Origin of the sequence: Ruminococcus sp. FMBCY1 (genome assembly GCF_023921805.1) — a bacterium.
GTDB lineage: Bacteria > Bacillota > Clostridia > Oscillospirales > Acutalibacteraceae > Ruminococcoides > Ruminococcoides intestinale_A.
Genome location: NZ_CP074197.1, coordinates 2,292,174 through 2,310,191, shown reverse-complemented (window position 1 = coordinate 2,310,191; position 18,018 = coordinate 2,292,174). Strand labels below are relative to the sequence as shown.

Sequence of the window (18,018 nt, the reverse complement as noted above, 5' to 3'; positions counted from 1 at the left end):
ATCAAAAATACTTTGTCATCAGTATTGCGTTTTCGACAGGTTCAGAATAATAATTCTTTCTCTCCCCCACCTTAACAAAGCCTGCGTTTGAATACAGTCTTATTGCATTTTCATTGGATTGTCTTACCTCAAGAGTCAAAAAAGCCAGGCTGTTTTTCTTGGCAAAGGTAACAAGAGTATTTATCAAAGCCGTACCTATGCCCTTTTTTCGTGCGCTTTCATCAACCGCCACATTAAAAATATATCCTTCGTCAACAACAACATTCATTCCTATGTAGCCGAGAACCTTATCGTCCTCAACGCTTACATAAAAATGTGAGCCGTTGTTTTTTAGTTCAGACTCAAGACTTTTTAATGACCACGGATGAGAAAAGCATTTATTTTCAATCTCTGCCACCTGTAAAAGGTGGCTTTCTTTCATTTCTTCAATTCTCATATTGTTTTAAAATTTCCTTAACGGCACTGCAAATTTCATCTCGGCACTGTCTGTAAACCTCAACACCGCACATATACGGGTCGGCAACATTAATAACCTCGATTTTATCGGCAGGGACAGCGCACTGTGTCATAAGAAAAAACTTGTGGCTTGTCGACATACAATAAAATTTATCGTATTCGTCAAGTTTTTTATCGGAATAAGCCGTAGAATGCATATCCGAAATATCAATACCGATTTCTTTGCAGACTTCAACCGAATTTTCAGAAACAGGCATACCCGTAACAGTTGTTGTACCCATACTCTCTGCCCTTACGGCAAGTCCTTTTTCCTCTGCAAAACGGTTAAAAACAGCCTCTGCCATAGGGCTGCGGCAAGTATTGCCTGTGCATACAAACATAATTTTATTTTTTGGCATCATACCAAGTCCTTCCGACAGCAGCGTCGGCGGTAAGAGGAACAGAAAGTTTTACGGCGTTTTCCATTTCCTCCTGCAACAGCTTTGCCACTGTTTCCTTTTCGTTTTCGGGAGCCTCGACAATCAACTCATCGTGCACCTGCAAAATAAGTCTTGCCTGCAAGCCCTCTTTTTTCATTCTTTCGTCAACTTTAATCATTGCGATTTTGATAATATCTGCGGCAGTGCCCTGAATCGGCATATTTCTTGCCACACGCTCACCGAAAGCTCTCATCATATGCTTGCCCGAGCTAAGTTCAGGCAAATATCTTCTTCTGCCGAACATTGTTTCAACATAACCGTCACGCTTTGCTTTTTCAACGACATTTTTCATATATTCGTCAACGCCGCTGTAATGAGCGAGGTAGTCTTTAATATATTTAGATGCCTCTTTATTGGTTACTTTAATATCCTTGGCAAGTGAGTAAGCACCGATTCCGTAAACTATACCGAAGTTTACCGCCTTGGCACGGCTACGCATTGTGGGAGTAACCATTTCAACAGGCATATTAAACACCTGTGACGCTGTAATAGTGTGAATATCGGCATTCGTATTAAATGCCTCTATCATATTCTTATCGCCTGAAATATGAGCAAGCACTCTTAATTCAATTTGAGAATAGTCGGCATCAACAAGCACCCAACCCTCTCTTGCGGCAAAAAACCTTCTCAATTCTCTGCCGATTTCTGTACGGACAGGGATATTTTGTAAATTAGGCTCTGTTGAGCTGATTCTTCCCGTTCTGGTTTCGGTTTGATTAAAACTTGAGTGTATTCTGCCGTCCTCGGCAATAACCTTTAACAGCCCCTCACAATAGGTTGAATAAAGTTTTGCAAGCGTACGATACGAAAGCACCATTTCAACCGCAGGATGTTCGTAGCGCAGACTTTCAAGCACCTCTGCGTTTGTACTGTAGCCGCTTTTTGTTTTCTTCTTACACGGAAGTCCTAAATCTTCAAAAAGCGCCTTGCCAAGCTGTTTCGGAGAATTTATATTAAATTCATAACCGATGCTTGTGTATATCTCATTTTCAAGATTTTTTATCTGTTCGTGCAATATCTTGCCGTAGTCCTCTATACCCTGCCTGTCAACGGCAAATCCGATGTTCTCCATTTTAGCAAGCACCTTTGCAAGAGGAATTTCAATATCTGTCAACAGCTTTTCCTGTTCGTTTGTATCTATATCTTTCTTAAGTTTTTCGCAAAGCACATCATATACGGCAAGAGCGGAAAGTTCCGAAAACTTCTCGTTTTTCGGAAGCGTTATTCCGTAACCGCCGCATAAATTTTCGTCACTGTAATCTTTTGATGACGGCTCAATAAGATATGCCGCAAGTTCAATATCAAAAGCAAGCGATTTTACTTCAATATTCTTCTTATCGGCATAAGCAAAAACTGTCTTGCTGCCGTGAGTAAATTTCAAAATCTCTTCATTTTCAAGAAGTCTGTCGAAAAATTCGTTATCCTTAACAATATAAACTTTACCGTCAAAAAGAATGTTGCAAACAGGATTTTCTATATCAGAAAAATCAGTTTTAAAATATACCTTACCCTGTTTTTTAATATTCTCATACAGAACATTAGCATCTGCATTTTCTACAACTTCAAAGTTCTGCACAGCTGCAGGCTTTTCCTCCGCTGTCGGCATTTCTTTTAATCCGAGTTTGTCGATAAGCGAGAATAGCTCAAGTTTTGCCATAAACCTCGCACATTCTTCGGGGTCTTTCAATTCTACTTTGTAATCCTCAACATTTGTATTGATAGGAACTTCGCAGAAAATCTCACCGAGCATACGACTTAACTTCGCATTTTCCTCGGAATTTTTAAGTTTATTTCTGATGCCGTCCTTAACATCTATCTCGTCAATATGGCTGTAAATGTACTCCACACTGCCAAAGCGTGAAATCAAATCGCCCGCACCCTTTGGACCAATGCCTGCAACGCCCGGAATGTTATCGGACGAATCGCCTTGAATAGCCTTAATTTCTATAAGCTGTTTTGGTGTAACGCCGTAATCCTCAAGAATTTTTGCGGGTGTATAACTGATGTCTTGCTTGTTTGTGCAGAGATGCACTGTTGTTGTATCGGAAACAAGCTGTAAGCTGTCACGGTCACCTGTCGCAATCACACATTCGTTGCCGTTTTTCTCGCAAGCCTTTGCAAATGTTCCCAAAATATCGTCGGCCTCATATCCCTCGCAGGTCACAAGAGTATAACCCAAAAGCTGTAAAAGCTCTTTTAGCGGTTTAATCTGTGAGGCAAGCTCTTCCGGCATACCTTTTCTTGTTGCCTTGTAGCCTGCATATGCCTTGTGGCGGAATGTAGGAGCTTTAAGGTCAAAAGCAATAGCTACCGCATCGGGATTTTCTTCGTTTTTTATTTTTGTGAGCATTGTAAGAAATCCGTAAATCGCATTTGTAAACTGACCGTCTTTTGTTGTAAGCGGTCTTATACCGTAAAAAGCACGGTTTACTATACTGTTTCCGTCAATAACAAGCATTCTCATAGCTTATACATCACATCCATTACTTTTCCGTTTTTAATATAAATTCTCGGTACACGCTTGCCTACAAGGCAAACTACTTCATAGTTAATAGTATCAGTATTTTTTGCAAGGTCATCGGCTGTCATTTCGCCGTTTTCGCCTGTTCCGAAAATCACTACCTCGTCACCGATTTTTACATCTTCAATATCGGTAACATCAATCATAGTCTGGTCCATACATATTCTGCCCACAATTTTTGCTTTTTTACCGTTGACAAGCATATATCCGTCTTTTGCGTTCTGACGAATAAAACCGTCGGCATATCCAATCGGAACAGTTGCAATCTTCATATCTTTAGGAGCGGTAAATGTTCTTCCGTATGAAATATCAGCACCCTTTTTAAGATTTTTTACATATGCAACCGTTGATTTTAAAGTCATTGCGGGAATAAGATTTAAATTATTCTGAATTTTATACGACGGAGCAAGTCCGTAAAGTATAATACCTGCTCTTACCATATCGCAATATGTATGCTCGTAATCTTCAATAGCACCGCTGTTTGAACAGTGGCAAATCTTAATGTTAATTCCCGATTCTTTAAGTTTATCCCTTACATAAGAAAAGCAACTGTACTGCTTTTCTGTAAAGTCTTTGCCGTCCTCGGCTTCATCCGACACACAGAAATGAGTAAACATACCCTCAAGCTCAAGATTTTTGAGAGTGCAGGCTGTTCTAATTTCTTCGACAGAATAATCATCTCTCGGAAATTCCTGGCACATAAAACCTATTCTGCTCATACCGGTATCAACTTTGATGTGAATTTTACAAACCACATTCTGCTCACAACAAGCCTTAGAAAGCATTTTTGCATAATCAAGGCTGTAAACTGCCTGAGAAATATTGTATTCTGCAAGTCGCTTAGCCTCATTTGCAGGAGTAAATCCTAAAATTACGATAGGAAGTGTTGCGCCTGCCTCACGAATTTCTATACCCTCGTCAATATTTGAAACGGCAAAAAAGTCAGCGCCAAGTTGCTCATAGAGTTTAGACAGTTCAACGGCGCCGTGACCGTAACCGTCTGCTTTTATAACGCAGCAAATCTTTGCTCTGCCGCCAACTTTGTTTTTTATTTCATTAAAATTATGCTTAATTGCATCAAGCGATACCTCTGCCCAGGTTCTCTTTAAGTAATCCATCAAACTACCTCTTTTATTTTTATTCGCATCTAATTTAATACCGTAAACATCTGTATTTTTTACAAATCAAATTGTACTGTCTTAAATATTTATTATAATACTTTTACACCGATAAATCAATCCATATTGACAAAGAAAAACTAAGTGCTAAAATATTAGTAGATTACGCACAAAAGGTTGATTTTATGGAAATAAATATTCGCAAAGCAGTCAAAAGTGATTACCCTGCCATGGTTAAAATCTGGAACGAAGTTGTAGAGGACGGAATAGCCTTTCCGCAGCTTGATTTACTTGACGAAAACAGCGGTGCGGAATTTTTCGGTTCACAAACATATTGTGCGGTTGCGGAAAATACCGAAAGTCACGAAATTTTAGGCTTATACATTCTTCACCCCAACAATGTAGGCAGATGCGGTCACATTTGCAACGCAAGCTATGCTGTAAAAAGCAGTGCAAGAAATTTACATATCGGTGAAAAGCTTGTTTCGGATTGCCTTGTTCAAGGCAAGGAAAACGGATTTACAAAAATGCAACAACTGTAGTTAAAACAGAAATGTTGGAATATCATTTCAATAATTTAGGAGGTTGGGCAGGAGATTTATAAACGTTAATGATTAATACTTATATTCAATTGGACGGTAGTGATAATTATGATGAATTTTATAATAAATTTTATCAATTAATTGGTGACAATGATTTTTCATTATCTATGAAGGATTTGTATGCTGATACAGATGCATATAATATCTACACTTTATTAGATGGAACCTCAAATTGTTTAGCTGATTCAACTAAAACATATTATAGTGATGGTTACAAAAAAAGATATAGTTCATTTACAAATAATTGGAACAGAGAAACAATATTAAACCTTGTTAAAACCTATACAAATACTAATTATCTTTTAGATATAGATATGTTAAGGTGGCCATTATTCAATGAATCAAATAAGGTTGATGGAACTGAATATTATAATTTTTCAGAAAATCAATCGAATGCATCTGCCGAGGCTTTTACTGACTTTTTGATGCATCAGTTGCAAAAGGAGAGATAATATTGAAGTTTAAAATTATCGTCATAATCGAAACGATTATTATTGTATTTTTATTTTTATTGTTGCCTTTATCTTGCAGTTATATCAGTGAACATACAACAATAAAAGATCCACAATGGTTCAGAGAAGTTTCTCCCGATGAACAACACACTATTGTAGCTAATTTTATCGGCAACAATACTTCGGAAAGAATCTGCGTTCAAATAATGATATTTAATGAAAATCATGAAACGTCAACTATGATGATTACTGTGGATAATGACGGTGATGTTCCGGATGAAAAAAACTACAGATTGGAATGGCATGATGAATATGTAAAAATAACGACCATCAATAATAAAGGGAGTGAAAAATCCTTTAGATTATATTGGGAGGATTTGAATTTCAGCAGTAGCACATATGATGAATCCAATAGGTTTTTATTCGACTGGTAATTTTTCATTTAATAAAGCCCATGAAAACCAACTGTGGTGATTATAGTAAATAATATAGTTTATCAGCCAGAAGGGGCTGTCGCAAATGAGTGAAATTTGCAACAGTCCCTATTTTTTTGATAGATTAAGTTTTAGTAAGAATGAAATTTTAAAAAAGTTGAAAATATCTTCAATGGCATACGCACTAATTCAGAGGGTGGATAAAATTTCCATCCTCTTTTTTCGGATTGTTTACTTTTCTTAACGCTATGCGATTTTTTTCTCAAATAAAGGTTTGTGAAAACGGTCAGATTTTGTTCGGTTCCATAGTTTTTGAATATTGAAAGCGAATGCAAGAAGAAAAAATTGCGTTTCGGTCTTTTTTTTCCTCTCGTTAAAAATCTTCTAAATGCAAAGTCTTGCTTGATTACTCCGAATGCTCCCTCTACCTGAATTGAACGGTTCATTCTCAGGATAATACCCTCATCTGTAGTTATCCGTTGTGTGGCTTCCTTCTTCTGCCTTGCCATTGTCGGAGAAAACGCTATCTTTCGATTTTCATATTTTCCCTTGTAGCATTTTTCTCGGTGCGGACAGCCTGAACAGTCCTCACATATATAATTTCTCCTTGTTGTTTCATATCCATTCTGACTTTTGCGTTTGCTATCATAAGCAAAGATCAGCTTTTTGCCATTAGGACACACAAAGTAATCTCCTGTTTCATCGTAAAAGAGATTCTCTTTGCGGTAAATATCATTCTTGTATTTTCGCTTTTTGCTAATCTCATAATCGGCAGGCTTGATATACGCATTTTGTTCTTCCGATTCAAGATATGTGTAATTTTCCTCACTTGCATATCCTGCATCTGCTATGATATTTTCGTATTTCTTTTCGGTGTTTTTTCGTATTCTCTCTAGAAACGGTATCAGTGTAGTTGTGTCTGTGGGATTAGGAAACAAGCCTACTCCGACAATATATTCGCTCTCTACTCCTATCTGTACATTGTATCCCGGCTTGAGCTGTCCGTTGAGCATATGATCCTCTTTCATCCTCATAAAGGTCGCATCCGTATCAGTTTTTGAATAGCTCTTTCTCTTGCCGCATATTTCTAGACTTTTGTTGTAGTTGTCCAGTCTTTCAAGATAACTGTAAAGTTTCTCGTAATCCCGTTGCAGCTGCGTTTTGTGTTTGCCTCATCCATGTACAAATTCAATATTAAGCAATTGAATTGAACAGTTCAGAAACTCAATTACCTCTTCCAAATTACTTCCGTCGGCTAATCCGTATTTTTCACAAATAGAAGCCAGTTCCTGATTAATTTTATTTTTTAATTTTTGTAGATTCTTTTCTACCGCCTTCGCCCAGACAAAGGTATATCTGTTGGCATTGGCTTCTATTTTTGTACCGTCTATGAATATGTTTTTGTAAGAAATTTCGCCTAAATCACAGAGTTTTTCAACCAATTGACAGAACAACTCCTCAATTACTCCGGCAAGCCTTTCATTTTGAAATCTTGCAAAGGTTGAGTGGTTCGGAACAGGTTCCTCCTGCGAAAGCCACATAAAGCGAATATCATTTTTGCATGCTTTTTCAATATCCCTGCTTGAATAAATGCCGTTCATATATGCAAACACAAGTATCTCAAACAAAACTGCCGGATCTATTTTTCGCCAGCTTCTCAGGTACAAAGAATAGAGCTTTGTGTAATCTAATTCATCACATATTTCCGCTAATTTTCTTACGGATCATTTTTCTCGATTTTTATTTCTAAATTTAATGGTAAAACCAATTGATTTCTGCTTCTCATTGTTGTATAATTTACTTGCTTTCTTTGTGGTTTTGTTTGCAATTAAATTATACTATAGAAAGCACTAACCGGGCAACCCTTTCGGGCTACCCGGCTTTTCTTTTTGGAGCTGTTATTGCGACAGCACCCTTAATTTTTATTTTAATGCGTCAATGGCAGCAGTAATGAGTGCAATCTGCTCTCTTTCCTTTGCAGCCTGACCCTTTACTTTTTCGATAACGGCTTCAGGTGCTTTTGCAACAAAGCCTGCATTGTTAAGCTTACCCTCGCTCTGTGCAAGTCTTTTCTTAACCTGCTCAAGCTCCTTGTTAAGTCTTGCAAGTTCTGCGTCTTTGTCAACAAGCTCACTAAGCGGAATATAAATCTTTGCGTCAGCGGTAACAACCGTTACTGCACCGTCAATGTCAAAACTCTCCGCAACTTCAACTTCATTTGCAGAAGCAAGTTTCTGAATGAAAGGTGTGCCGTTGGTAAATGTATCCGCAAACTTAGTTGCAACATAAACCTTAGCTTTCTTTGACGGAGGAACATTCATCTCACTGCGGCGGTTACGGATAGCACGGATAGCGTCCATAACTCTTTCCATTTCGGCAACATCCTCCGGGAAGTCAAGTTCTGCCTTGAACTCCGGATACTTAGCAAGCATAACGGTTTCACCCTCGTGAGGAATAGTCTGCCAAATTTCTTCTGTTACATACGGCATAAACGGATGGAGAAGTCTTAAAATCTGATCAAGTACATAAAGAAGTACCTGTCTTGCATTTTGAGCGTCCTCGCCGTCACCCGAAAGTCTTGTCTTAGCAAGTTCAATATACCAGTCGCAGTAACAATCCCAAATGAACTCGTAAACTTTCTGAACAGCAATACCAAGCTCAAATTTTTCAAGGTTTTCGTTTACTTCCTTAGCCACTGTATTGAATTTAGAAACAATCCACTTGTCCTCTGTTGTAAGAGTATCGGGAAGTTTGTTCTCAACATCATAATCGTCGATATTCATATGAACATAACGGGCAGCATTCCAAAGCTTATTGGCAAAGTTTGCACAAGCCTCGATACGCTTTTCCGAATATCTGATGTCATTTCCCGGTGAGTTACCCGTTACAAGCAAGAATCTGAGCGCATCGGCACCGTATCTGTTGATAACATCAATCGGGTCAGGACCGTTACCGAGTGACTTAGACATCTTTCTGCCAAGCTCATCTCTTACAATACCGTGCATAAATACGGTCTTGAACGGTGCTTGACCTGTCTGCTCAATAGCAGAGAATATCATTCTTGCAACCCAGAAGAAAATAATATCATAACCGGTTACAAGTGTATTTGTAGGATAGAAATACTCAAGCTCAGGTGTCTTGTCAGGCCAGCCGAGTGTTGAGAACGGCCATAAAGCCGAACTGAACCATGTATCAAGAGTATCTTCGTCCTGATGCAAATGGTTTTTACCGCACTTAGGGCAAACTACGGGAGTTTCCTTTGCTACGATAACCTCACCGCAATCGTCACAATACCAAGCAGGAATTCTGTGTCCCCACCAAAGCTGACGGGAAATACACCAATCCTTGATGTTCTCCATCCAGTGATAATATACTTTTTCAAATCTTTCCGGAATAATCTGTGTCTGCTTTTCCTTAACACACTTGATTGCAGGCTTTGCAAGAGGTTCCATTTTTACGAACCACTGCTTTGACACTCTCGGCTCAACAGTTGTCTTACAACGGTAGCAAGTACCTACATTGTGAGTGTGAGGCTCAATCTTAACGAGGAAACCGCCCTCTTCAAGGTCTTTAACGATTGCTTCACGGCACTCGTATCTGTCCATACCCTGATATTTACCGGCATTTTCGTTCATATGGGCTGTATCGTCCATAACATTGATTACCTCAAGGTTATGTCTTAAGCCGACTTCAAAGTCGTTAGGGTCGTGTGCAGGAGTAATTTTAACTACACCTGTACCAAAATCCTTTTCAACATATGCATCGGCAACAACAGGAATTTCTCTGCCTACAAGCGGAAGAATAAGTGTTTTGCCTACAATGTCTTTATATCTTTCATCATCGGGATTTACTGCAACCGCAGTATCGCCCAAAAGTGTTTCAGGTCTTGTTGTAGCAAGCTCAACATAACCGCTGCCGTCCTTTAACGGATAGCGGAGATGCCAGAAAAAGCCCTCCTGCTCTGCAAAATCAACTTCTGCGTCTGAAATTGATGTGCAGCAATGCGGGCACCAGTTGATAATACGCTCACCACGGTAGATAAGTCCTTTATTGTAAAGTTTTACGAAAACTTCCTTAACCGCCTTAGAACAACCCTCGTCCATTGTAAAGCGCTCACGCTGCCAGTCACAGCTTGAACCGAGTTTACGGAACTGACGGGTAATTCTTCCGCCGTACTCTTCTTTCCACTCCCAGGCACGCTTGAGGAAACCCTCTCTGCCTAAATCATCTTTGGTAACGCCCTCTTTGCGCATAGCCTCAACGATTTTAGCCTCTGTCGCAATAGACGCATGGTCTGTACCCGGAAGCCAAAGTGCAGCATAGCCCTGCATTCTTCTCCAACGAATGAGAGTATCCTGAAGTGTAAGGTCAAGTGCGTGACCGATATGCAGCTGACCTGTAATGTTTGGCGGCGGCATAACGATTGTGTATGGTTTTTTATCTTTGTCAACTTCTGCATGGAAGTAGTTGCCCTTCATCCAGAAATCATAAATTCTGTCCTCAAACTCAGACGGTTTGTAGGATTTAGCAAGCTCCTTTGCCATAATCATATCTCCTTACAATTTATTCGGGCAAATTACCCGACAAATATACCTTTATATTATCGCATTTTGCTTGCAATTTGTCAATTATGCAGAGATAAAAAATCATATTATTTGCAGCAAATTGCCAAATGGTATACGGTTATGATTTTATTGACATCATAATTTCAAGGTGATAAAATACTTATAGCTTACTTTAACTTAAGAGGTGCAAAACTATGCAATACACAATCGGTGAAATTTCAAAAAGACTTGATATGCAGCCGTCAACTCTTAGATATTATGACAAAGAAGGACTTATGCCTAATGTAAAGCGTACAAACGGCGGTATCCGCATTTTTGACGATTCCGATTACGAATTATTAACTCTCATTGAATGTCTTAAAAGAACAGGTATGTCGCTTAAAGACATCAAAGTTTTTATAGATTGGACTCTCGAGGGGGATTCTTCAATTGACAAGCGACTTGAGCTTATCAGAAAGCAAAGAGATGCCGTACTTGCTCAAATGGAAAAACTGAATGAAACTCTCGGAATTTTAGATTACAAATGCTGGTATTACGAAACTGCGCAAAAAGCCGGCACTTGCAAAATTCACGATACACTAAGTGCCGACGATATACCGCAGGAACTGAAAAAAGCGGTGTCAAAACTTAAAGGTCACCAGTAATTCATATAAATTCTTACAATTTGCACATTCATATCATTAATATGTTAGAAATACTTTACATTCCGTAAATTGACTAAAAACGCAAAAAATGATAAAATAATATATATTATATCAATATCGGGATGTGTCACAATGAAATGTATTATAAAGCGCACCTTACCTGTTTTCTTATCACTTTTTGCTGTAATTTTTCTTTTCAGCGGTTGCGGTGATAAAAGCGAAAATGAGGTGTTAAAGGGAAAATGGGTCCCTGTATCTGCCGTTATCGACGGAGAAACCGTACAATACAGCGAGCTTGAGCTTAAGGACGGATATTTTGAATTTAATTTTAAAGGAAACGGCAGCTGTACCGCAACGCTTGCGGGTATTGAATATAAAGGCAGTTATGTTTTCAGCGGCACAAGCGTTGACGCTACACTAAACGGCAACAGCGAAAAGCTGAGTTATGAAGCGACAAGGCAAACTCTCACCTATTCGTACGATAACACAACATCATTTACATTTATAAAAGACCAAAATTAAAACTTTCCCCTGCATATTTTTGAGTATGCAGGGGAATTTTTATGCTTCTGTTTTATTGTTAATCTGTTTTTTGTATAACTTTTTCATCAATACAACCGAAATAACGGCAGACAAAATCTCTGCAACAGGTACGGAAAGCCAAATTATCCATTCGCCGCAAATTGATTTATTGACAAGCACAGTAAATATCCACGCAAGAGGCAATACAAACACAAGTTGTCTGCAAACTGAAACTATCAGCGACTGCATTCCGCCGTTAATTGCCTGAAACATTCCCTGAAAAGCTATGTTAATGCCGGCAAATATAAAACTTGCAGAAACAATCCGCATTGCGCCGATACATAACAATTGTGTTTCACCCGAAAGTCCAAAAGCACTTGAAAGCGGATTAGCTATAATTTCTATTACCGCCAGACCTACAAACATTATTACTGTTGTGTAAATTGAGCCGAATTTTATACTGTCGTCAATTCTCTTTTTACTCTTCATTCCAAACGCATATGACATAATCGGAGTTATGGCATCTCTTAATCCGAACGCTGCAAAAAGTATGAATTGCTGTATTTTATAGTACAATCCGTAAGCTGTTACCATCGCCTCACTGACCGTACCCAAAATAAGATTAAAGCCGTAAGTCATAACCGACATAAGTGCCTGTGCAATTATTGCAGGCAAACCGATTTTGTAAATGTTCAGTATTGTATTTGCCGACGGCTTAATGTTTTTAACATTATTGGTTATATCTTTGTTAAACTTTATATGAAAAATAAAAGCAACCGCAAGTGAAATAATTTGACCGATAACCGTAGCGTATGCAGCACCCTTTACACCGAATTTCGGACAGCCTAACAAACCGTAAATCATAATAGGGTCAAGAATAATATTTGCAACTGCGCCGCAGATCTGTGCAATTGTCGAAAATACCGATTTGCCTGTTGCTTGTAAAAGTTTTTCATAAAGAGAGAAAAATACAAGTCCAAAAGAATATACGCAGCATATTCTTAAATAATCACACGCCATTTCCAAAACAATTCCGTTTGCAGTCTGCGTGCCGATATATAATTTAACACCGAACAATCCGAATATTAAAAACACTGCGTAAATAACAACAGCAAGAAATACACCGTTACCCGCAGCCTTATCGGCATAGTTTCTGTTACCCTCTCCAAGGCTTTTTGCTACAAGAACATTAACACCCACACCTGTACCTATGCCGATTGCAACTATTAACATTTGCAAAGGGAAGGCAAGCGTAAGCGCATTAAGCGCAAGTTCACCGTTATCTTCCATATTAGATACAAAAGCACTGTCAACAATATTATAAACTGCTTGCAGTACCATAGAAAGTATCATAGGAACACCCATTCTAAGCATAAGGCTTTTAACAGGCAAAATTTCCATTTTATCTTTTTCTTTTATTTTTTTCATAAAAACACCTCTTAAAACAAAAAAGTGCTGCACTACTGATTGGAATTACGCAGTAGTGCAACACATCTTTATATATTATACTATTTTGGTTTTGCAGATGTCAAAGGAAGTTTTCACTAAATAATATCAGTTATTCTTTGAAATTATTATCTGAAGATTAGTAATATCGTTGATATCTATTATTCCGTTGCCGTCAATATCGGCATTATCAAAGCTGACGGTATCATTTATATCAACAAAATCCGAACCGTCCTCTGCTTTTTCGCCTGCAACAAACAGCTGAATTACCGTGCTGTCTGTAATATCAATATTGCCGTCTTTATTTACATCGCCCTTGCTTTTTGCAAATAACGATATGTCAGTATTACTGCCGATATTTTCTTCTTTAACAACAACTTCCGTTACTGCCGAATCGTAAAAATAACCGACAGCTGATTTTTTCTGCTTAATATAATAAGTGCCAACCTGTAACGGCTTAGCAAATTCGGCTATACCGTTATTGTCTGTTATTGCCGTATCAATAAGATTTTGACATTCCACATCTGAAAACAATTCAAACTCCGCACAGTTTATCGGGGCTTTAAACTCATTTGTAAGATTTACTCTTACTGTCGAAGTATCCAACTTTATTGGTGTATTTTCAGCTTGAGCATAATAAACCGTAAGACCGCTCCATGTATATTGATAAACATTATCAAGAATTATTCTGTCAGAAAATAATTCAAAGCCTTTCGGAGCAACAACCTGCTTTGCGTAATAATTACCGTATGGCATATAAAGAGCTGAATCGAACGCACTTTCATTCCATTTAATATTATTTACATCGTCGGTTTTTTCTTTTGAGGTTGCGCATACCCAGCCGTCTTCGCCTGTTTTCATATAACCGCAAAAAGTGTTATCGGAATTATAAACTTCATAAACCGCACCGCTAAGTGAATAATTTTCATTATTATCGGTCAATTCGGAATAAGATGACACATTCTGAATACGGAGTGCTATTTTAGGTGTCTTGTTTATTTTGCTTAATTTATGGTTATTTTCATTTACAGCTACACCTGCATAGTATCTTTCCGTACCGCCCCATGTCAATGTAGACTTTTCAAATTTATATACCGTGTTGTCTGCAACATACCCGTTCGGTGTTTTTGTTTCTTTGCACCAATAAGAAGTATTTGCAACAGGCACACCTCTCGCAACCGCACTTGATGAAGAATACTGTTGACTGCTCGTCAAACCAAATGCACCGAATCCGTCAGACTGCGGTACAATTTTTCCGACAGGCTTTCTACAAGCCGAGTCAGCATAAACCGTGTATTCAAACTGTGAATAATCGTATGAAGTACCCTTTAATCCGCTTTGTGTGCTGTTAAGCTGAATATTAAGATCAATACCGTTTGAACAACCTGTTTTAAATACATACAATCCGTAGCAAGTACCCCTCGGTTCAATATTTGTGATTGTATTTACATTTTTATATTGAGAATGCCAGAACTTGTTATTTTTTGAATTATTGCCGTAAAAAATACCGACATGAGCGTCAGCCGTACCGAGCATAAAAATAATATCGCCTTTTTCAAGCACTCCGCTGTTCAATGCATTATTAATGGCACTTGTACCGTCAAAATAATATGTCTTGATATTGTTATTGCCCGCCCAATTAATCCATGTATCCTGACCCGTATCATAAGCCGCATACGAATAACTCGGAATATGAGTGTTTGCGTATGCATAGCTTACCGACTGACCCTTTTGTGCCTTGGTATTTGCAAGCGACTTGTAAAGTATATGCCATACAAATCCTGTGCAGTTCATCTGCGGCTTGTACGATGAACCGTTAAGCTCGTCTTGTCTGCCGTAACCTACACAGTAATATCCGCTGTTTGGTGAATATAAATCTGTATTAAAGTACCCTTTGGTATCTCCTTTTGGTGTACGATGGTCGCCCGATGTATATTTTGTACCGAGATAATAATCAGTACCTACAGATGAATCATAATTTTTAGAAACAGTGTAAGTCTGATAATCATTGCTTGAATCATTATCGTGATTTACAATCCATTTGTAGTATTCGGCAGTATCTATTCCCAATGCTTCGCATACGGTTTTACTGCCCCATTTGCTGTAAGAAACCGATTCTGTTACTTCTGCGCCAAATGCAGTAACTGTAGAAGAAAATGCAAGCACGGCAGTCAGCGTAATTGCAGATAATTTTTTTATTCCTCTCATTTTCATTCCTCAATTCAAAAAAATTCTTTATCAAAAATTGTGGGAAAGTATGGTTTAGCGCACGAGTTAAACCATAATCTATTAATGTTACCCCAACATTTAAAATAGGACATTAAAACAAAACTTTAAAAGGGCGACAGAATAGCTCTGCCGCCCTATGACTTCATTATATTATGCTTTTAGATAGCACGAACACGGATTACACCTTCAATAGCTGCAATAGCAGCAGCGTTTTCAGGGTTACCGCCTGCAACATCAATAATTGCATAAGCGTAGTCGCCACGGCTCTTTGAAAGCATATTTTCTACATTGCCTTTTACCTCTGAAAGTACCTTCTTAAGAAGTTCAGGTACATTCTTGTGCATTACGCAGAAACGAACATTCTCTGTATTTGTTCTTGCAAGTGAAAGTGCAGGATAGTTTACAGAATTTACGATGTTACCGTTTTCGAGGTACTCTTTAAGCTCATCGCAAGCCATAATTGCGCAGTTATCTTCACTTTCGGGAGTTGATGCACCGAGATGTGGAAGACAAATGATATTCTCTTCGCCGATAATATCATCAGTTGCAAAGTCTGTTACATACTTAGCAACCTTACCGCTCTTAACAGCCTCAAGAACAGCTGTTGAATTTACAAGACCGTCACGGCTGAAGTTGAGAATACGAACGCCGTCTTTCATCTTAGCAATCATATCTGCATCAACCATATCCTTAGTGTCAGCTGTAAGAGGAACATGGATTGTAAGGTAATCACAGTTTACCATTACATCTTCGCCGCTCTTCATAAGCTTAACGGCAGGATTGAGCTTTAATGCGTTTGTTACAGACATAAACGGATCAAAACCGATTACATCCATACCGAGTGCAACGGCACAGTTGGCAACAAGAATACCTATAGCGCCAAGACCGATTACGCCGAGAGTTTTGCCCTTAATTTCAGGACCTACAAACTGGCTCTTGCCTTTTTCTACCATCTTTCCTACTGCGTCACCGTTGCCCTTGAGTGTCTTTGCCCAGTCTGCACCCTCCATTACTCTTCTTGAAGAGAGTAAAAGACCTGCAATTACAAGCTCTTTAACAGCATTTGCATTAGCACCCGGAGTATTGAAAACCACAATACCCTTTTCTGAACAAACATCTTTAGGAATGTTGTTTGTACCTGCGCCTGCTCTTGCAATGGCAAGGAGATTATCTTCAAACTGCATATCGTGCATAGCAGCACTTCTTACGAGAACTGCGTCAGGATTCTGAACATCGTCACCGTAAGCGTAATTGTCACCAAGGCGGCTTGTGCCAACGGCAGCAATTTTATTGAGAGTAAGTATATTAAACATTGTATTCATCCTCTTTTATTTTATTTAAAGCAGATTGTTTGAGCAAAAATTACTTGTTTTCTGCCTCAAACTTCTTCATAAAGTCAACAAGAGCAACTACACCCTCATATGGCATAGCATTGTAGATAGAAGCTCTCATACCGCCAACTGTACGGTGACCCTTGATGTTTACAAGACCTGCCTCTGTTGCCTCTTTAACAAACTTAGCATCAAGGTCAGCATTGCCTGTTACGAACGGAACATTCATAAGTGAACGATCCTCAGGAACAACAGTACCCTTAAAGAGTTCTGAATTATCAAGGAAGTCATAAAGAAGTTTAGCCTTTTTCTCGTTAAGCTCTTTCATCTTGTCAAGACCGCCGATTTCGTTCTTAATCCACTCAAGAACGAGCTTTGCAATATAAATTGTGTAGCAAGGAGGTGTGTTGAAAAGTGAATCGGCGTCAGCGTGAGTTTTGTAGTTGAGCATTGTAGGACAAATATCCATAGCATTGCCGATAAGGTCCTCACGAACAATTGCGATTGTAAGACCTGCAGGAGCCATATTCTTTTGAGCACCTGCAAAGAGTGCGCCAAACTTAGTTACATCAATAGGCTCTGAAAGAATACAAGATGAAATATCTGCAATAAGCGGAATATCGCCTGTATCCGGAAGTTCGTGATAAACAGTACCGTAAATAGTATTGTTCATACAAATATACACATAGTCGGCGTCCTCTCTGAACATTGACTTATCTGTCTTAGGAATATAAGAGAAAGTTTTATCCTCCGAAGAAGCAACAGCCTTAGCATCGCCATAGCGAGCAGCCTCTTTGTAAGCTTTTTTAGCCCACTGACCTGTGATTATGTAGTCAGCCTTATTGTTCTTGTTCATAAAGTTGAGTGCTACCATAGCAAACTGTGTAGAACCGCCGCCCTGGAGGAACATAACCTTGTAATTGTCAGGAATGTTCATAATCTCACGAAGTAAAGCTTCGGCGTCCTTAATGATTTTATCATATGTTTTGCTGCGGTGTGACATTTCCATTACACTCTGTCCGCTGCCATGATAATCAAGCATTTCATCTGCTGCTGTCTTTAATACTGCCTCCGGAAGCATTGAAGGACCGGCAGAAAAGTTATATACTCTTGCCATATTAAAAATCTCCCTTGAAAATATATTTTATTTACAGTTTTAACTAATACTGACTATTAAATTATACCGCCAACTTTTAGCAAAGTCAACAATATTTTGTGT

General features: G+C 38.7%; 16 protein-coding genes. 5 read left to right on the top strand and 11 right to left on the bottom strand.

Translation table 11 applies throughout. From position 1 onward, the window contains the following. Position 1: 1 nt before the first annotated feature. From rimI to alr, 4 genes are read right to left on the bottom strand one after another with little or no spacing between them, the layout of a single operon-like run. Positions 2–436, bottom strand: coding sequence for a ribosomal protein S18-alanine N-acetyltransferase (gene rimI / locus KGF34_RS11370; RefSeq protein WP_252559189.1), 435 nt, complete (start codon positions 434–436; stop codon positions 2–4). Next, on the bottom strand, positions 426–857 hold the full coding sequence (locus KGF34_RS11365) for a protein-tyrosine-phosphatase (RefSeq protein WP_022234416.1): 432 nt from the start codon (positions 855–857) through the stop codon (positions 426–428). Before KGF34_RS11365 ends, rimI begins: the two co-directional genes overlap by 11 nt. Then, positions 841–3,399 (bottom strand): DNA polymerase I, encoded by a 2,559-nt coding sequence (polA, locus tag KGF34_RS11360; RefSeq protein WP_252559186.1) that lies wholly within the window; start codon positions 3,397–3,399, stop codon positions 841–843. Before polA ends, KGF34_RS11365 begins: the two co-directional genes overlap by 17 nt. Further along, positions 3,396–4,574 (bottom strand): alanine racemase, encoded by a 1,179-nt coding sequence (gene alr, locus KGF34_RS11355; RefSeq protein WP_252559183.1) that lies wholly within the window; start codon positions 4,572–4,574, stop codon positions 3,396–3,398. Before alr ends, polA begins: the two co-directional genes overlap by 4 nt. 185 nt (positions 4,575–4,759) lie before the next feature. Here alr and KGF34_RS11350 point away from each other — a divergent pair, with 185 nt between their 5' ends. The 3 genes from KGF34_RS11350 (at position 4,760) to KGF34_RS11340 (ending at position 6,062) form a co-directional block, all read left to right on the top strand. After that, positions 4,760–5,116 (top strand): GNAT family N-acetyltransferase, encoded by a 357-nt coding sequence (locus tag KGF34_RS11350; protein WP_333780933.1) that lies wholly within the window; start codon positions 4,760–4,762, stop codon positions 5,114–5,116. 68 nt (positions 5,117–5,184) lie between these two features. After that, a complete protein-coding gene (locus tag KGF34_RS11345; RefSeq protein WP_022234420.1) occupies positions 5,185–5,628 on the top strand; it encodes a VWA domain-containing protein in 444 nt (147 codons plus the stop codon). A gap of 2 nt (positions 5,629–5,630) precedes the next feature. Beyond that, positions 5,631–6,062, top strand: a complete 432-nt coding sequence (locus KGF34_RS11340) for a hypothetical protein (protein ID WP_195411121.1) — start codon at positions 5,631–5,633, stop codon at positions 6,060–6,062. Positions 6,063–6,193: 131 nt separating this feature from the next. Here the strand turns inward: KGF34_RS11340 and KGF34_RS11875 are convergent, their stop codons facing one another. The 3 genes from KGF34_RS11875 to KGF34_RS11330 form a co-directional block, all read right to left on the bottom strand. Beyond that, on the bottom strand, positions 6,194–7,096 hold the full coding sequence (locus KGF34_RS11875; RefSeq protein WP_333780934.1) for a transposase: 903 nt from the start codon (positions 7,094–7,096) through the stop codon (positions 6,194–6,196). Between the two features lie 138 nt (positions 7,097–7,234). Continuing rightward, entirely contained in the window at positions 7,235–7,690 is a 456-nt protein-coding gene (locus tag KGF34_RS11870) for a transposase (RefSeq protein WP_333780935.1), read from the bottom strand. Positions 7,691–7,984: 294 nt separating this feature from the next. Beyond that, complete coding sequence (locus KGF34_RS11330; RefSeq protein ID WP_252559179.1) at positions 7,985–10,606, bottom strand: valine--tRNA ligase; 2,622 nt, start codon at positions 10,604–10,606, stop codon at positions 7,985–7,987. A gap of 215 nt (positions 10,607–10,821) precedes the next feature. On the opposite strand from KGF34_RS11330, the gene KGF34_RS11325 reads away from it, so the two are divergent. Then, the gene (locus KGF34_RS11325; RefSeq protein ID WP_022234425.1) at positions 10,822–11,271 is read left to right on the top strand and encodes a MerR family transcriptional regulator; all 450 of its coding nucleotides are present in this window, start codon (positions 10,822–10,824) and stop codon (positions 11,269–11,271) included. 132 nt (positions 11,272–11,403) lie between these two features. After that, positions 11,404–11,793, top strand: a complete 390-nt coding sequence (locus KGF34_RS11320) for a hypothetical protein (RefSeq protein ID WP_249375921.1) — start codon at positions 11,404–11,406, stop codon at positions 11,791–11,793. Between the two features lie 39 nt (positions 11,794–11,832). Here KGF34_RS11320 and KGF34_RS11315 read toward each other — a convergent pair whose 3' ends face one another. From KGF34_RS11315 to serC, 4 genes are all read right to left on the bottom strand, one after another. Then, a complete protein-coding gene (locus KGF34_RS11315) occupies positions 11,833–13,221 on the bottom strand; it encodes an MATE family efflux transporter (RefSeq protein ID WP_333780936.1) in 1,389 nt (462 codons plus the stop codon). A 126-nt stretch (positions 13,222–13,347) separates the two neighbouring features. Continuing rightward, positions 13,348–15,447 (bottom strand): SpaA isopeptide-forming pilin-related protein, encoded by a 2,100-nt coding sequence (locus KGF34_RS11310; protein ID WP_252559177.1) that lies wholly within the window; start codon positions 15,445–15,447, stop codon positions 13,348–13,350. A gap of 179 nt (positions 15,448–15,626) precedes the next feature. Continuing rightward, positions 15,627–16,781 carry a 3-phosphoglycerate dehydrogenase family protein gene (locus KGF34_RS11305; protein ID WP_186935885.1) on the bottom strand — a complete coding sequence of 385 codons (1,155 nt, stop codon included), beginning with the start codon at positions 16,779–16,781 and terminating at the stop codon, positions 15,627–15,629. 49 nt (positions 16,782–16,830) lie between these two features. Beyond that, a complete protein-coding gene (gene serC / locus KGF34_RS11300) occupies positions 16,831–17,916 on the bottom strand; it encodes a 3-phosphoserine/phosphohydroxythreonine transaminase (protein WP_252559174.1) in 1,086 nt (361 codons plus the stop codon). Between the last annotated feature and the right edge of the window lie 102 nt (positions 17,917–18,018).

What these genes read in the sequence shown, in the direction of transcription:
- KGF34_RS11315 (WP_333780936.1), bottom strand. Translation starts at nt 13,221, where the DNA reads ATGAAAAAAATAAAAGAAAAAGATAAAATGGAAATTTTGCCTGTTAAA.
- serC (WP_252559174.1), bottom strand. Translation starts at nt 17,916, where the DNA reads ATGGCAAGAGTATATAACTTTTCTGCCGGTCCTTCAATGCTTCCGGAG.
- KGF34_RS11345 (WP_022234420.1), top strand. Translation starts at nt 5,185, where the DNA reads ATGATTAATACTTATATTCAATTGGACGGTAGTGATAATTATGATGAA.
- KGF34_RS11875 (WP_333780934.1), bottom strand. Translation starts at nt 7,096, where the DNA reads ATGAGGATGAAAGAGGATCATATGCTCAACGGACAGCTCAAGCCGGGA.
- alr (WP_252559183.1), bottom strand. Translation starts at nt 4,574, where the DNA reads ATGGATTACTTAAAGAGAACCTGGGCAGAGGTATCGCTTGATGCAATT.
- rimI (WP_252559189.1), bottom strand. Translation starts at nt 436, where the DNA reads ATGAGAATTGAAGAAATGAAAGAAAGCCACCTTTTACAGGTGGCAGAG.
- KGF34_RS11325 (WP_022234425.1), top strand. Translation starts at nt 10,822, where the DNA reads ATGCAATACACAATCGGTGAAATTTCAAAAAGACTTGATATGCAGCCG.
- KGF34_RS11365 (WP_022234416.1), bottom strand. Translation starts at nt 857, where the DNA reads ATGATGCCAAAAAATAAAATTATGTTTGTATGCACAGGCAATACTTGC.
- KGF34_RS11350 (WP_333780933.1), top strand. Translation starts at nt 4,760, where the DNA reads ATGGAAATAAATATTCGCAAAGCAGTCAAAAGTGATTACCCTGCCATG.
- polA (WP_252559186.1), bottom strand. Translation starts at nt 3,399, where the DNA reads ATGAGAATGCTTGTTATTGACGGAAACAGTATAGTAAACCGTGCTTTT.
- KGF34_RS11305 (WP_186935885.1), bottom strand. Translation starts at nt 16,781, where the DNA reads ATGTTTAATATACTTACTCTCAATAAAATTGCTGCCGTTGGCACAAGC.
- KGF34_RS11320 (WP_249375921.1), top strand. Translation starts at nt 11,404, where the DNA reads ATGAAATGTATTATAAAGCGCACCTTACCTGTTTTCTTATCACTTTTT.
- KGF34_RS11310 (WP_252559177.1), bottom strand. Translation starts at nt 15,447, where the DNA reads ATGAGAGGAATAAAAAAATTATCTGCAATTACGCTGACTGCCGTGCTT.
- KGF34_RS11330 (WP_252559179.1), bottom strand. Translation starts at nt 10,606, where the DNA reads ATGGCAAAGGAGCTTGCTAAATCCTACAAACCGTCTGAGTTTGAGGAC.